The organism is Nocardioides silvaticus (assembly GCF_003160695.1).
Classification (GTDB): domain Bacteria; phylum Actinomycetota; class Actinomycetes; order Propionibacteriales; family Nocardioidaceae; genus Nocardioides; species Nocardioides silvaticus.
On record NZ_QGDD01000003.1, the window covers coordinates 14,044 to 27,438 of the forward strand.

Consider the following 13,395-nt stretch of genomic DNA (forward strand, 5'->3'; position numbering starts at 1 on the left):
TTTCGGTCTGCGTCACGGGACGGGGCGGCCATGCGGCCGGTGGTCAGACCGACTTCTCGGCGGCGGCCATCCGCCGCAGCCACGACGAGCGGGAACGGCTCCCGCGCTGCGCGGCGATGCCCTTGCGGGTGCGGTCCTTGCGGTACTCCATCTCGGACTGGATGAGGTAGGGGATCATTGCCTTGCTCCTGGTTCTTTCGACGACAGCACCGAGGTTCGTCGCCTGAGGTAGGCCCGCACATCGGGCAAGTGCCTTAGATCTCCGAGCGAGGTAGGCCGCGAGGGACGAGCGGGCTACCTCAGGGCGAGGAGGTCGAGTGGCCGCCGCCGCGCGAGCCCGCGAGTGCGGCGGACCGGCTTCATCGAGACCCCCGCAGCCGAATGAGACAATTCGGCGTGGAGTTCTGTGAGGTCGTGAGGCGGCGTCGGATGGTCCGCAGCTACACCGACGAGCCGGTCGACCCTGCCGTCGTGGAGCGTGCCCTCGAGCACGCCACCCGGGCCCCCAGCGCCGGCTTCTCCCAGGGCTGGGCGTTCGTCGTGCTGGACCGGCCCGAGGACGTACGACGGTTCTGGGCGGCGTCGACCGACAACGTCGACAGCGCTGCGGGGCCCGACCGCTGGCTGGCGGGGATGATGCGGGCACCGGTCGTGATCGTGCCGTGCAGCGTCAAGGCGGCCTACCTCGACCGCTACGCCGAGCCCGACAAGGGCTGGTCCGACCGCGCCGAGTCGCGCTGGCCGATGCCGTTCTGGGACCTCGACACCGCGATGGCCGCGCTGCTGATCCTCCAGACGGCGACCGACGCGGGCCTGGGTGCCTGCTTCTTCGGGATCGTCAAGGACCGGGAGCAGGACGTACGACGCGCGCTCGGCCTGCCCGAGTCCGGCGACCCCCACCCGATCGGGGCGATCACCATCGGTCACCCCGCCCCGCGCGGCACCGGCGCGGCCGGCTCACCGACCCGGCGGCGTCGTACGCCCTGGAACGAGGTGGCGCACCGCGGGCGCTACGGCGCAGGCTGGGACTGATGCGCCCGAGCCCTGTCGTGACCCACCTGTCCGAGGAGGAGGTCGACGCGCGCGAGCCGGTGCTGGCGCGGGTCGCGCACCTGCTGAAGCCCTACCGACGGCAGATCATGCTGGTGCTGGTCGCGGTCATCTCCTCGGCCGCGCTGACGTCGGTGGTGCCGTTCCTGGTGCGGGCGGTGTTCGACCACGCACTGTTCCCGCTCGACGGCGGGCCGCCCGACCTCGGGCTGCTGGGGTGGCTGGTGGCCGGGATGTGCGTGATCCCGATCGTCACCGCGCTCATCGGCATCGGGCAGAACTGGCTGACCTCCACCGTCGGGAACTCGGCGATGGCCGACCTCCGCGGCGACCTCTTCGAGCACCTGCAGAAGATGGAGCTGGCGTTCTTCACCGCCACCAAGACCGGCGCCATCCAGAGCCGGCTGGCCAACGACGTCGCGGGCGTGCGGACGGTGCTGACCGACACCGCGACGACCATCGTGCAGAACTCGGTGACGGTGACCGCCGCGCTGATCTCGATGGTGCTGCTGTCGTGGCAGCTGACGATCCTCACGCTGATCCTGATGCCGCTGTTCGTGTGGCTGCAGCTGCGGGTCGGGCGGCGCCGGCAGCGGCTCGCGCGGCGGACCCAGGAGTCGCTCTCGGAGATGACGGCGATCACCGAGGAGGCGCTCAGCGTCTCGGGGATCCTGCTGGCCAAGGTGTTCAACCGGTCGACGCAGGAGGTGGAGCGCTACCGCGAGGCCAACCGCCGGCAGACCCGGCTCCAGGTCGAGCAGGCGATGACCGGCCGCACCTTCTTCGCCGTCGTGCAGACCTTCTTCGCGATCACCCCGGCGCTGATCTACCTGGTCGCGGGCTGGATCATCACCGGCTCGTCGGTGATCAGCGCCGACACCCTCACCGCCGGCACCCTGGTCGCGTTCACCACGCTGCAGGGCCGGCTCCAGATGCCGCTGCTGCAGCTGATGCGGGTCAGCCTCGACGTGCAGACGTCGCTGGCGCTGTTCCGCCGGATCTTCGAGTACCTCGACCTCGAGCCCGCCATCACCGAGCGCCCCGGCGCGGTCGCGCTCGACCCACGGACGATCGAGGGGCGGGTCGAGCTGCGGGGCGTGTACTTCCGCTACCCCGAGCCGCGGGCGCTGTCGGGCACGGTGAGCCGCGACCGGTTCGGCGACAGCGGGGTGCGGATCGGCGAGGCCGAGGGCGGGGAGGACGTCGAGAAGGGCAGCGGCTGGGCGCTCGAGGACGTGTCGATGGTCGTCGAGCCCGGCCGGCTGGCGGCGATCGTGGGCCCGAGCGGGTCGGGCAAGACGACCGCCACCTACCTGGTCCCCCGGTTCTACGACGTCACCGAGGGCGCCGTACTCATCGACGGGCACGACGTCCGCGACCTCACCCTCTCCTCGCTCGCCGACGCGGTGGGCATGGTGACCCAGGAGCCCTACCTCTTCCACGGCACCATCCGCGACAACATCGCCTACGCCTGCCCCGGCGCGACCGCCGAGCAGATCGAGCAGGCGGCGCGCGGCGCCAACATCCACGACCGGATCATGAGCTTCCCCGAGGGCTACGAGACGATCACCGGCGAGCGCGGCTACCGGCTCTCCGGCGGGGAGAAGCAGCGGCTCGCCATCGCGCGGGTGCTGCTCAAGGACCCGAAGATCCTCATCCTCGACGAGGCGACCTCCGCTCTCGACACCGAGACCGAACGGCTGGTCCAGGAGGCGCTCGAGCGCGCCACCCGCTCCCGCACCACCATCGCCATCGCCCACCGGCTCTCCACCATCCAGTCGGCCGACGTCATCTTCGGCCTCGCCGACGGCCGGGTCGTCGAGCAGGGCACGCACGAGGAGCTGCTCGCCCACCCCGACGGCCTCTACGCCCGGCTCTACGTCGAGCAGTTCTCGCGCCCCGGATCGAGCCGGTACGACGAGCGGCGGGCCGACATCTCGCTCTGACCCCGAGCTGTCGTCGGGGTTGTCAGCCACTCCTGCGGGTTGTCAGGCATTGCAGAGGCGGACAACCCGCGGAATACCCGGCCGACCGGGTATTCCGCGCCCGGCCAGAACCCGCCTCAAGGCTCGATCAGCCCCGCCCGGATCGCGTACCGCGTCAGCTCGGTCCGGTCCCGCATGCCGAGCCGGGCGAGCATGTTGGCCCGATGCTTCTCGACGGTCTTGATGCTGATCGAGAGGGTCTTGGCGATCTCCTTCGACGACTGACCCTCGGCGATCAGCTTGAGCACCTCCTCCTCGCGCGGGGTCAGCACGGTTTCGGGCACCCGCTCGCCCCGCGCCCGGCGGTCGAGGTAGTCGCGGACGATCGCGCCCATTGCACCGGGATAGACGAAGGCCTCGCCGCGCATCGCCGCCCGGCACGCCTCCACCAGGTCCTCGTCGACGACGGACTTGAGGACGTAGCCGCTGGCGCCGAGCTTGAGCGACTCGAAGAAGTACTGCTCGTTGTCGTGCATCGACAGCATCAGGATCTTCGGACCGTCGGAGCGCCGCGCGATCTCGCGGGCGGCCTGGAGGCCGGTCATCGTCGGCATCACGATGTCGAGGACGGCGAGGTCGACCTCGGTCTCCCGCAGCGCGGCCACAGCATCGGCGCCGTCGGCCGCCTCGGCGACGACCCGGAGGTCGGGCTGCTGCTCGAGGATCAGCCGGACGCCGCGGCGGACCAGGGTGTGGTCGTCGGCGAGCAGGATCCGGATCACGACACCACCGGCCCGGTCGGCACCGAGAGCCGCACGGTCGTGCCCTTGCCGGGCTGCGAGCTCACCTCGACCGAGCCACCCACCAGCGTCGCCCGGTCCCGCATGCCCTCCAACCCCGCACCAGCCACGACCGGCGGCGTGAACCCCTGTCCGTCGTCGACGACCTCGAGCACGACGCAACCGCCGACCTGGAGCAGCGAGAGGTCGACCCGGCTCGCGGCGGCGTGGCGGACGACGTTGGTCAGCGCCTCCTGCGCGACCCGGTAGACGACGGTCTCCGCCTCGGCGGACAGGCCCGGCAGTCCCGGTCCGAAGGTACGACGCACGGTCGGCCCGCCCCGCGCGGAGACGTCGGTCGCGAGCGCGGCCAGCGCCGGCTGGAGGCCGAGGTCCTCGAGGACTCCCGGGCGCAGCTCACGCGCCACCCGTCGTACGTCGTCCAGCCCCTCGCGTGCGCTCTCGCGCAGCATCTTCAGCTCGTCACGTGCCTCGGGCGGCACCAGCGACTCGAGCTTCTTCAGGCCGAGCAGCACCACGGTCAGGCTCTGGCCGACCTGGTCGTGCAGCTCCTGGGCGACCCGGTGCCGCTCGGCCTCCTGGGCCGCGAGCGCGCGGGCGTTGCTGCTGCGGCGCTCGGCGTCGAGCCGGTCGAGCATCGCGTCGTAGCTGCGCACCAGCCGCGCCCCCGCGGAGTCGCCCGCCGCCTCGAGCCGCGGCGCGGGACCGCCGAGCTGGGCGGTGGCCATGGCCCGGATCACCCGGTCCACCGGCCCGAGCGCGGAACGCAGCAGCACCGCGTTGAGGACCAGCACCAGCCCGAGCCCGACGACCAGCACGACCGCCTCGGACACCACCACGCGCCGCGACACCGAAGCCGGCGAGAAGACGAGGACCAGCGTTCCTGCCAGCAGGACGGCGCCGTTGATCAGGCAGACCTTCCAGTACAGGGAGGAGTTGGTGAGCTGCACGGATCCAGCGTCGCCCACCGCACCACCCCCGACAAATGGGTGGAGGACCCCATACTCCCGAGCCTCCGCGGCGGCTGTACTCGTGGCATGCGACGCCGCTCCGACGAACCCGACACCGTCCCGTTGACGATCCGCGCGTCGACGAGCGACGGTGCGGACGTACGCCTTCTGGTCGAGGCCGAGGTGCGTCCGGCCCTGCCGACGCACAACACCGGGGTCGAGCGGATCACGCTCGCGCTGGTGGAGCCGGCTCTCGAACGTTGGGTCGGGCGGCACCAGCTGTCCGAGCTCGGCGGAGAGCTCGAGCGTTCGTTGGGCGGCGTCGCAGCCAAGCTCCGCAGCGACCTGGGTCGGCTCGACGTCGACCTGCTCCGCATCGACGTCGCGGCCGTCGAGCACCTCATCAAGTCCCCGTCCGCCCCCGACCGGTCGCCCCGACGCGACCCGGAGGAGTGACCTGTGGCTGCGTGGTGGGAGGTGGCGGCCTCGGTCGGCATGCTGGCCGCAGCGATCGGGTTCGCGATCGGGCTGGCGATCGGCCGCGGCCGGCAGCCGCGCTGGGTCGAGAAGGGCAGCTTCGTCCACAAGGTCTCGATCGGCTTCGCGACGCTCGACCGGCTCGACGCCGTGCTGCTGCGGTTCGAGGTCGAACCGCACTCCAAGCTCGCCGGCGTGGAGGTCGCCGAGCTGCGGCTGCCGCAGGGGTCGGCGGTCTCGCTGATCACCCGCGGCAAGGACGTCCTGGTGCCGACCGCCACCTCGGACCTGCGCACCGGTGACCAGGTGCTCGTGGTCGCCGCCCGCGGTCAGGTCGCCGACGTCGAGGACCGGTTGAAGGCGGTGAGCAGGTACGGGCGCCTGGCCGGCTGGTACGACGGTCTCGGCCAGGTCGTCGAGCACGAGGCCCGGTCCGCGTGATCCTCGCCTCCGCGGCGATCTCGATCTTCATCGTCAGCTATGCGCTGATCGCGACCGAGCGGGTCCACCGCGTCGCCGCCGCCCTCGGCGGGGTCGCGGCGATGGTGGTGATCGGGTTGGTCGACGCGGGCTCCGCGTTCTACAGCCACGAGACCGGCATCGACTGGAACGTCATCTTCCTGCTCTTCGGGATGATGATCATCGTCGGCGTCCTCAAGCAGACCGGCGTCTTCGAGTTCCTCGCGCTGTGGGCGGCCCGCACCTCCGGCGGCCACCCCTACAAGCTGCTGGTGCTGCTGATCCTCGTCTCGGCCGCGGTGGCCCCGATCCTCGACAACGTGACCTGCGTGCTGCTGGTCGCACCGGTCACGCTCTCGGTGTGCCGACAGCTCGGGCTGCCCTCGGCGCCGTACCTCATCTCGTTGATCCTCGCCTCCAACATCGGCGGGATGTCGACCCTCATCGGCGACCCGCCCAACATCATCATCGGCAGCCGCGCCGACCTGAGCTTCGTCGACTTCCTCGTCCACTCCCTGCCGCTGACGGTGATCCTGCTCGTCGGCTTCGTGGTCGCGGCGCGGTGGCTGTTCCGCAAGGACCTCGGGGCGCGGGTCGACCTCGACAACCGGATCGGCGACATCCACCCGCGCGAGGCGATCACCAACATGCGGATGCTGGTCCGCTGCCTGGTCGTGCTCGCGCTGGTCATGGTGGCGTTCAGCCTGCACACCGTGCTGCACGTCGACCCGTCGATGGTCGCGATGATGGGCGCCGGCGCGACCGTGCTCGTCTCCGGCACGACCCCCGAGGAGTTCCTCGAGGAGGTCGAGTGGGGCACGCTCGCGTTCTTCATGGCGTTGTTCGTGCTCGTCGGGTCGCTGGTCGAGGTGGGCGTCATCGGCCGCCTGGGCGAGCTGGCCGCCGAGGCGATGGGCGAGCAGGAGCTGCTCGCCTCCACCGTGCTGCTGTTCGGCTCGGGGGTCGTGGGTGCCTTCGTCGACAACATCCCCTACACGACCGCGATGGTGCCGATCGTCGAGGACCTGGTCGCCGCCACCCCGCACGAGGGCGCGGAGAGCCCGCTGTGGTGGGCGTTCGTGTTCGGCGCCGACCTCGGCGGCAACGCGACCGCGGTCGCTGCCGGCGCCAACGTCGTCGTGCTCGGCATCGCGGCGAAGGCAGGAGAGCCGATCAGCTTCTGGCAGTTCACCAAGTACGGCGTCGTGGTCACCGCCGGCACGCTGCTCGCGGCGTGGGGCTGGGTCTACCTGCGCTACTTCCTGCTGGCCTGAGAGCCGCCCTCCTGCCACCTATTACCGTGGGCGGTGATGAGCGCCCCGGAGCAGCAGCCGGAGCCCGTCGACCGCGGAGCCGAGGTGGGTGGACGGGCGGCCGAGCGTGCCGCCGCCCGGGCCCGGATCGAGCAGCAGCAGACCTGGGTCGACGTGCAGATCCGGCGGGCCATGGAGCGCGGCGACTTCAACAACCTTCCCGGGGCGGGCAAGCCGATCGAGGGCCTCGGCGCCGACCACGACCCCGACTGGTGGGTCAAGCAGCTCGTCAAGCGGGAGCGGATCACCGTGCTGCCGCCGGCGCTCCAGCTGCGCAAGGACGACGCCGAGCTCGACGGCCTGCTCGACGGGCTGGCCTCCGAGGAGGAGGTCCGCAAGCGGGTCGAGGACTTCAACGCCCGCGTGATCCGCGCCCGCTACACCCCGGTCGACGGACCGCCGCTGATCACGATGCCGCGCGACGTCGAGGCTACGCTCGCGGCCTGGCGGGAGCGCCGCGCCGCGCGCCGGCGCGCTACCGCCGCTGCAGCTCCCACGCCGCCCGGATCGCGTCGCAGATGGCTGCGACGTCGCCGCTGAGCAGCGCCTGCACCTTCATGTGCCTCTCGTAGCGCGGCGGCACCCCGAACGTCTCAGGGTGGTCCGCGACCAGCCGCTCGCGTCCGGCGAACGAGGTGCGCACCACCAGCTCTCCCGGGTCGACCAGGCGCGCGACCAGCCGGTCGTCGACGTACCACGCCGGCCGCGCCGCCGTGCCCTTGCGCTTGCAGCCGGCCAGCGAGCGGGCGAACTCGTCGACCTCCTCGGGGGTCATGGAGGTGACGGTACGACGCCGCGGGGACACCCGCCGCCAACCCGTCGACGAAAGACCGCGCGGGACCGTAGCGTCTGCCCATGATCGACGACGCGGCAGCCGAGGCCTGGCGCGAGGAGCAGCGGGCGACGTACAGCGCAGGCGACTCCGACGCGCTGGCGCAGCGGCAGCAGCCGCTGGCAGCCAGGCTGGCCGAGGCCGCTGGGCTCCGAGCGGGGGACGACGTCCTCGACATCGGCGCGGGCACCGGCAACGTCGCCGTCACAGCGGCCCGGCTCGGCGCGCGCGTCACCGCCGTCGACCTCACGCCACGACAGGTCGACGCCGGCCGGGCTCGCTGTGCCGCGGAGGGCCTCGAGGTGCGGTGGCAGGTGGCGGATGCGGAGCAGCTCCCGCTCGCCGACGGCTCCGTCGACGTCGCGCTGTCGAGCTTCGGCATCGTCTACGCCGCCCGCCCCGAGCGTGCGGCGGCCGAGGTACGACGCGTGCTGCGCCCCGGCGGCCGGCTGCTGCTCACCGCCTATCCACGCGACTCGTTCAACGGCCGTGCGCTGGAGGTCGTGAACCGGTTCCTGCCCGAGGCGCCGGTGCCGACCACGGTCGACGAGTACCTCTGGGCCGATCAGCAGACGCTGGCCCGGTGGTTCCCCTGCCGGCGGATCGAGGTAGCGGCCGAGGTGGTGCTCTCCGAGCCCTACCCGAGCGCGGACGCGTGGTTCGAGGGCGTGCTGGACGTCCCAATCGTCGCCCGGCTGCGGGACACGCTTCCTGCTGAGCAGTTCGACGAGCTGCGGCGCGAGATCGTGGCGCTCCGCAGCCACTACGCCGACGTCGACCCGGACGGGACCCTCCATCCCCGCGAGGGATACGTCGTCGTGCGGGTCGACTGACGACGGCCCATCTCGGCGAGAGATGCGTCATACCGCTGCCTGGTGACCCGCCGGTAAGTTGTCGCCACGTGAGCCACCAGAGTGCCAAGGACTTCTTCCGCCCGCTCGCCGTCGGCGCGCCCGCCCCGCTCCGCGAGATCCCCGCCCGGCCCAGCCGCGCCATCCACTTCTTCGACCCGTCGAACGAGAAGATGGCGGCGAAGATCCCCGGGATGGTCGGCACCGTCGACGTGCTGCTCGGCAACCTCGAGGACGCCGTGAAGGCGGACAACAAGGTGGCCGCCCGCGAGGGGCTGGTGAAGATCGCCCAGTCCACCGACTTCGGTCCCACCCAGCTGTGGACGCGGATCAACGCGCTCGACAGCCCCTGGGTGCTCGACGACCTGACCACGCTGGTGCCGGCGATCGGCGAGAAGCTCGACGTGATCATGGTGCCGAAGGTGCAGGGCGCCGAGGACATCCACTACGTCGACCGCCTGCTCGCACAGCTCGAGGCCAAGGCCGGGATCAGCCGCCCGATCCTCATCCACGCGATCCTCGAGACCGCCCGCGGCGTCGCCAACGTCGAGGAGATCTGCGGCGCGTCGCCGCGCATGCAGGGTCTCTCGCTCGGCCCGGCCGACCTCGCGGCCGACCGCAAGATGAAGACCACCCGCGTCGGCGGCGGCCACCCCGGCTACCTCGTGCGGGAGGACCCGCCGCGCGACGCCAACGGCGACACCCGCGTCGACGCGCAGCGCGCGGTCTTCCAGCAGGACCTCTGGCACTACACGATCGCCAAGATGGTCGACGCGTGCGCGATGCACGGGATCTACCCCTACTACGGGCCGTTCGGCGACATCGCCGACGTGGTGGCGTGCGAGGACCAGTTCCGCAACGCGTTCCTGCTCGGCTGTGTCGGCACCTGGTCGCTGCACCCCAAGCAGATCGCGATCGCCAACAAGGTCTTCTCCCCCAGCGTCGAGGACATCGCCCACGCGCGTCGGGTCGTCGCCGCCATGGGTGACGGCACCGGCGCGGTGATGATCGACGGCAAGATGGAGGACGACGCCTCGCTCAAGCAGTGCCTCGTGCTGGTGGCGCTCGCCGAGCAGCTCGCCGAGATCGACCCCGAGCTCAAGGCCGCCTACGACGCCATCCCCGACAGCGAGGTGGACGCATGAGCGACTTCAAGCCGCTGCGCTCGGTCCTCTACATGCCGAGCTCCAACGAGCGGGCGTTGGAGAAGGCCAAGACCATCCCGGCCGACGCGATCATCTTCGACCTCGAGGACGCCGTCGCACCCGACGCGAAGCCGTCCGCCCGTGAGGCCGCGGCCGCCGCGGTGCGGTCCGGAGAGTACGGCCGGCGCCAGCTCATCATCCGCGTCAACGGCATCGGCACCGAGTGGCACGACGACGACCTGAAGGCTGCAGCGGCGGCCGGCCCGGACGTCGTACTCGTGCCGAAGGTGAACTCCGCCGCCGAGGTCCGCCAGCTGGTCGCCGCCCTCGAGGCCGCCGGCGCCCCCGAGCACACCAAGCTCTGGGCGATGGTCGAGACCCCGATCGCCATGCTCGACGCGCACGCGATCGCCACCGCGTCCGACCGGCTCACCGGTTTCGTCATGGGAACCAACGACCTGGTCAAGGAGCTTTACGCCGAGCACGTCCCCGGCCGCCAGCCCGTCATCACCGGTCTCGGCCTGGCCCTGCTCGCCGCCCGCGCCGCCGGCATCGTGATCATCGACGGCGTCTACAACGACGTGAAGAACCTCGACGGCTTCCTCGCCGAGGTCGAGCAGGGCCGCCAGATGGGCTTCGACGGCAAGACCCTCATCCACCCCGGCCAGGTCGACGGCGCCAACGAGGGCTTCGCCCCCTCCGAGCAGGCCGTCGAGGACGCCCGCGGGCTGATCCAGGCGTGGGAGGACGGCAAGGGCTCGGGCGTCGTGACCTACAACGGCCGGATGGTCGAGAACCTCCACGTCGAGTCGGCCGAGCGCACCCTCGCCATCGCCGACGCGATCGCCGCGCTCCAGTCCTGACGCGACCCGGCTCAAACTCACGCTCAAAACACGCCGACCCGGCTCAAACTCACGCTCAAAACCCGCCGACCCGGCTCAAACTCGCTCCTGAGGTCCATCGACCCGGCGCGAGTTCACGCCGGGTCGGCGCTGTTCGAGCGCGAGTTTGCGACGGCTCGACGCTGTCCGCGTGCGAGTTTGCGACGGGTCGGCGCTTCTGGTGTGCGAGTTTGCGACGGGTCGGCAGTGATCGCGCGTGAGTTCGAGCCGGGTCGGCATAGGGTGCGGGCGTGCCCGACCTGGTGATCCGCAACGCCCGGCTGGTGCCGCTCGACGAGGACGTGCCGATCGACCCGGTCGACATCCTGGTCGAGGACGGGCGGATCGCGGCGGTCGAGCCGGCCATCGATCGGCCCGCCCACGTCGAGGAGTACGACGCCGCCGGCCGCTGGGTCATGCCAGGACTCTGGGACGCCCACGTCCACCTCGGCCAGTGGTCGGCGAGCGCGGCGCGGCTCGACACGGGGTCGGTCGGCTCGGTCGAGGAGGCCCTCGCGCTGGTGCGGGAGCGGCTGACCACCCACCCGGGCGAGCCGGTCGTCGGGTGGGGGCACCGGCCGACGTTGTGGCCGCGGCAGGGGACGGTCGCCGAGCTCGACGCGCTGGCGGGTGGGACCCCGGTGGTGCTGGTCGCGGGCGACGGGCACCACGCGTGGGTCAGCTCGGCCGGGCAGGCCGCCCTGGGACTGCCCGTCCGTGACGACATGGTGCGCGAGGACGAGTGGTTCGCGGTCTACAACCGGCTCGACGACCTCACCGCCGTCCACGACGAGACCGCGGCCTACAAGGCGGCCCAGCAGCGCGCCGCCGCCCTCGGCATCGTCGGCGTCGTCGACCTGGAGTTCGGCGACGACCCCGACCGGTGGCGCGACCGCTGGAGCAAGGGCGCCGACCTGATCCGGGTCCGCACCGCCGTCTACGCCGAGCGGCTCGACGCAGCCATCGCCGCCGGCCTGCGCTCCGGCGACCTGCTCCTGCCGGGCGAGCCGCGGCTCACCATGGGTCCGCTCAAGGTCATCAGCGACGGATCCCTCAACACCGGCACCGCCTGGTGTCACCACCCGTATGTCTCCGGCGCGCACACCGACCACCCCGCCGGAGCGCCCAACCTCGATCCCGACGAGCTCGCCGACCTGCTCGCCCGCGCCCACGCCAACGGCCTCGAGTGCGCGACCCACGCGATCGGCGACGCCGCGGTCGATGTCGCTCTGACCGCCTACGAGCGCACCGGCGCCACCGGCTCGCTCGAGCACGTCCAGCTCATCACCCACGACGACGTCGCTCGCCTGAAGGCAGCTGGCCTCCGCGCCAGCGTCCAGCCGCACCACCTCGTCGATGACCGCGACCTCACCGAGCGGATCTGGCCGGACCGCGCCGAGCGCTGCTTCGCCTTCCGCTGGCTGCTCGACGCCGGCGTGCCGGTCACGCTCGGCTCCGACGCCCCGGTCTCCCCGCTCGACCCCTGGCTCGCGATCGACGCCGCCGTCCGTCGTACCGGCGACGACCGCCCGGCCTGGCACGCCGAGCAGGCGATGACCCGCCGTGAGGCGCTCGCCTCCTCGGTCGACGGCCGCGCCTCCCTCCGGGAAAGCGGCCCCGGAGACCTGGTCGTCCTCGACGACGACCCCCTGACCGCCGAGCGCCCACCCGTCGCGCTCACGGTGGTGGCCGGCCGGGTCGCCCACCGCGCTTGAACGACAACGACGGCGGACCCGGCTCAGCCGGCGAGCAGCTCGACCAGCAGGTCGGCGACCATCTCCTGCTCCGGCGCCAGCGGGTGGTACGGCGCCGCCTCCGGCGGCCGGACGGACCCGTCGGCGATCCACGGGTCGTCGCTGCAGAGGTCGTGCCCCTCGGTGGCGGCGAAGACGTCGACGTACTCGACCCCCGCGGCCGTCGCCGCCGCGCGCAGCTGTTCGGTGAGCTGCTCGTTGACCGTCCTGGCCACCCCGGCGTCCCCGCGCGCGACGGGCAGCGAGGCGCACCCGCCGCGCTCGGGCGCGATCTGGGGGTAGCCGACCACGACGACCCGTGCCTGGGGTGCGCGCTCGAGCACGGCGTCGATGCCGGCCACCAGCCGCTGCCGGATCCGGTCCATGGTGCGCTCCGCGTCCGCCGGGTCGTCGCCGGCGACCTCGGCGCAGGGCGCGTCGGCCTGCTCCCGCGAGACCGTCCAGCCGCACCCCTGGACGAGGCCCGCGAACAGGCCGAAGTCGTTGCCGCCGAGCGAGATGGTCACCAGGTCCGTGTCCGCGGACACCGCGTCCAGCTGGGGCGGCACGGTCTCTCCTGTCATGGTGGCTTGGCCCCGGGCCAGGTCGCGGGTCGTCGCCCCACCACAGCTCACGTCGGTCAGCTCGAGGGACAGCCGCTCCGCGACCAGCGCGGGGTAGTTCTCCGCCGAGCGAAAGCAGCCGTCGGTGAAGTCGGTGGACGACCCGACCAGCGGCGCCGCGGTGTAGGAGTCCCCGAGCGCGACGTACGACCCGCCCACCTGCAGTCCGGCGTCGCTCGACCCTCCGGACGCGTCCGAGCCGGTCGACTCCGCGGAGCCGCCCGAGCCGCCCGAGTCGCCCGCCCCGCCCGACCCGTCCCCGTCACCGGCACAGCCCGTCAGCGCGGCAACCAGCGTCACGGCGACGACGGCGCGCAAGGTCCGGCGGGGAGAGGTACGACGCATCACTCCACGGT

Annotated in this window: 15 protein-coding genes; 10 read left to right on the top strand and 5 right to left on the bottom strand. The window is 72.1% G+C overall.

The genetic code is table 11. The features are described 5' to 3' along the window. Nucleotides 1-43: 43 nt before the first annotated feature. A complete protein-coding gene (locus DJ010_RS22910) occupies nt 44-178 on the bottom strand; it encodes a hypothetical protein (RefSeq protein ID WP_281271126.1) in 135 nt (44 codons plus the stop codon). A gap of 203 nt (nt 179-381) precedes the next feature. Between DJ010_RS22910 and DJ010_RS08190 the strand changes: the two genes are divergently transcribed. Both DJ010_RS08190 and DJ010_RS08195 read left to right on the top strand, forming a co-directional pair. Next, the gene (locus DJ010_RS08190) at nt 382-1,032 is read left to right on the top strand and encodes a nitroreductase family protein (RefSeq protein WP_342769479.1); all 651 of its coding nucleotides are present in this window, start codon (nt 382-384) and stop codon (nt 1,030-1,032) included. After that, nucleotides 1,032-2,996, top strand: coding sequence for an ABC transporter ATP-binding protein (locus tag DJ010_RS08195; RefSeq protein WP_109693194.1), 1,965 nt, complete (start codon nt 1,032-1,034; stop codon nt 2,994-2,996). The genes DJ010_RS08190 and DJ010_RS08195 overlap by 1 nt, the downstream gene beginning before the upstream one ends. Nucleotides 2,997-3,112: 116 nt before the next feature. Here the strand turns inward: DJ010_RS08195 and DJ010_RS08200 are convergent, their stop codons facing one another. Beyond that, nucleotides 3,113-3,757 carry a response regulator gene (locus DJ010_RS08200; RefSeq protein ID WP_211318714.1) on the bottom strand — a complete coding sequence of 215 codons (645 nt, stop codon included), beginning with the start codon at nt 3,755-3,757 and terminating at the stop codon, nt 3,113-3,115. Next, a complete protein-coding gene (locus DJ010_RS08205; protein WP_109693195.1) occupies nt 3,754-4,725 on the bottom strand; it encodes a sensor histidine kinase in 972 nt (323 codons plus the stop codon). The genes DJ010_RS08200 and DJ010_RS08205 overlap by 4 nt, the downstream gene beginning before the upstream one ends. 87 nt (nt 4,726-4,812) lie before the next feature. On the opposite strand from DJ010_RS08205, the gene DJ010_RS08210 reads away from it, so the two are divergent. Genes DJ010_RS08210 through DJ010_RS08225 form a run of 4 tightly spaced genes read left to right on the top strand, consistent with a single transcriptional unit; the run spans nt 4,813 to nt 7,514 of the window. Continuing rightward, complete coding sequence (locus tag DJ010_RS08210) at nt 4,813-5,181, top strand: hypothetical protein (protein ID WP_109693196.1); 369 nt, start codon at nt 4,813-4,815, stop codon at nt 5,179-5,181. A gap of 3 nt (nt 5,182-5,184) precedes the next feature. Next, nucleotides 5,185-5,643: a TrkA C-terminal domain-containing protein gene (locus DJ010_RS08215; RefSeq protein ID WP_109693197.1), complete on the top strand. Its 459-nt coding sequence runs from the start codon at nt 5,185-5,187 to the stop codon at nt 5,641-5,643. Next, nucleotides 5,640-6,935, top strand: coding sequence for an ArsB/NhaD family transporter (locus DJ010_RS08220; protein WP_342769480.1), 1,296 nt, complete (start codon nt 5,640-5,642; stop codon nt 6,933-6,935). The genes DJ010_RS08215 and DJ010_RS08220 overlap by 4 nt, the downstream gene beginning before the upstream one ends. Nucleotides 6,936-6,971: 36 nt before the next feature. Further along, the gene (locus DJ010_RS08225) at nt 6,972-7,514 is read left to right on the top strand and encodes a DnaJ family domain-containing protein (RefSeq protein ID WP_109693198.1); all 543 of its coding nucleotides are present in this window, start codon (nt 6,972-6,974) and stop codon (nt 7,512-7,514) included. Here DJ010_RS08225 and DJ010_RS08230 read toward each other — a convergent pair. Next, complete coding sequence (locus DJ010_RS08230; protein ID WP_109693199.1) at nt 7,450-7,749, bottom strand: hypothetical protein; 300 nt, start codon at nt 7,747-7,749, stop codon at nt 7,450-7,452. The genes DJ010_RS08225 and DJ010_RS08230 overlap by 65 nt on opposite strands. 80 nt (nt 7,750-7,829) lie before the next feature. Between DJ010_RS08230 and DJ010_RS08235 the strand changes: the two genes are divergently transcribed. The 4 genes from DJ010_RS08235 to DJ010_RS08250 all read left to right on the top strand — a co-directional run bounded on the left by DJ010_RS08235 (nt 7,830) and on the right by DJ010_RS08250 (nt 12,398). Then, nucleotides 7,830-8,639: a class I SAM-dependent methyltransferase gene (locus tag DJ010_RS08235; RefSeq protein ID WP_109693200.1), complete on the top strand. Its 810-nt coding sequence runs from the start codon at nt 7,830-7,832 to the stop codon at nt 8,637-8,639. 68 nt (nt 8,640-8,707) lie between these two features. Further along, nucleotides 8,708-9,802, top strand: coding sequence for an HpcH/HpaI aldolase/citrate lyase family protein (locus DJ010_RS08240; RefSeq protein ID WP_109693201.1), 1,095 nt, complete (start codon nt 8,708-8,710; stop codon nt 9,800-9,802). Continuing rightward, a complete protein-coding gene (locus DJ010_RS08245) occupies nt 9,799-10,665 on the top strand; it encodes an HpcH/HpaI aldolase/citrate lyase family protein (protein ID WP_109693202.1) in 867 nt (288 codons plus the stop codon). The genes DJ010_RS08240 and DJ010_RS08245 overlap by 4 nt, the downstream gene beginning before the upstream one ends. A 269-nt stretch (nt 10,666-10,934) precedes the next feature. After that, complete coding sequence (locus DJ010_RS08250; RefSeq protein ID WP_109693203.1) at nt 10,935-12,398, top strand: amidohydrolase; 1,464 nt, start codon at nt 10,935-10,937, stop codon at nt 12,396-12,398. 23 nt (nt 12,399-12,421) lie between these two features. Here the strand turns inward: DJ010_RS08250 and DJ010_RS08255 are convergent, their stop codons facing one another. Continuing rightward, nucleotides 12,422-13,384, bottom strand: a complete 963-nt coding sequence (locus tag DJ010_RS08255) for an SGNH/GDSL hydrolase family protein (protein WP_109693204.1) — start codon at nt 13,382-13,384, stop codon at nt 12,422-12,424. Nucleotides 13,385-13,395: the final 11 nt, after the last annotated feature.

Excerpts from the sequence above, each read along its gene's own strand:
- DJ010_RS08210 (WP_109693196.1), top strand. The coding sequence starts at position 4,813 with ATGCGACGCCGCTCCGACGAACCCGACACCGTCCCGTTGACGATCCGC.
- DJ010_RS08190 (WP_342769479.1), top strand. The coding sequence starts at position 382 with ATGAGACAATTCGGCGTGGAGTTCTGTGAGGTCGTGAGGCGGCGTCGG.
- DJ010_RS22910 (WP_281271126.1), bottom strand. The coding sequence starts at position 178 with ATGATCCCCTACCTCATCCAGTCCGAGATGGAGTACCGCAAGGACCGC.
- DJ010_RS08225 (WP_109693198.1), top strand. The coding sequence starts at position 6,972 with ATGAGCGCCCCGGAGCAGCAGCCGGAGCCCGTCGACCGCGGAGCCGAG.
- DJ010_RS08235 (WP_109693200.1), top strand. The coding sequence starts at position 7,830 with ATGATCGACGACGCGGCAGCCGAGGCCTGGCGCGAGGAGCAGCGGGCG.
- DJ010_RS08230 (WP_109693199.1), bottom strand. The coding sequence starts at position 7,749 with ATGACCCCCGAGGAGGTCGACGAGTTCGCCCGCTCGCTGGCCGGCTGC.
- DJ010_RS08255 (WP_109693204.1), bottom strand. The coding sequence starts at position 13,384 with ATGCGTCGTACCTCTCCCCGCCGGACCTTGCGCGCCGTCGTCGCCGTG.
- DJ010_RS08195 (WP_109693194.1), top strand. The coding sequence starts at position 1,032 with ATGCGCCCGAGCCCTGTCGTGACCCACCTGTCCGAGGAGGAGGTCGAC.
- DJ010_RS08245 (WP_109693202.1), top strand. The coding sequence starts at position 9,799 with ATGAGCGACTTCAAGCCGCTGCGCTCGGTCCTCTACATGCCGAGCTCC.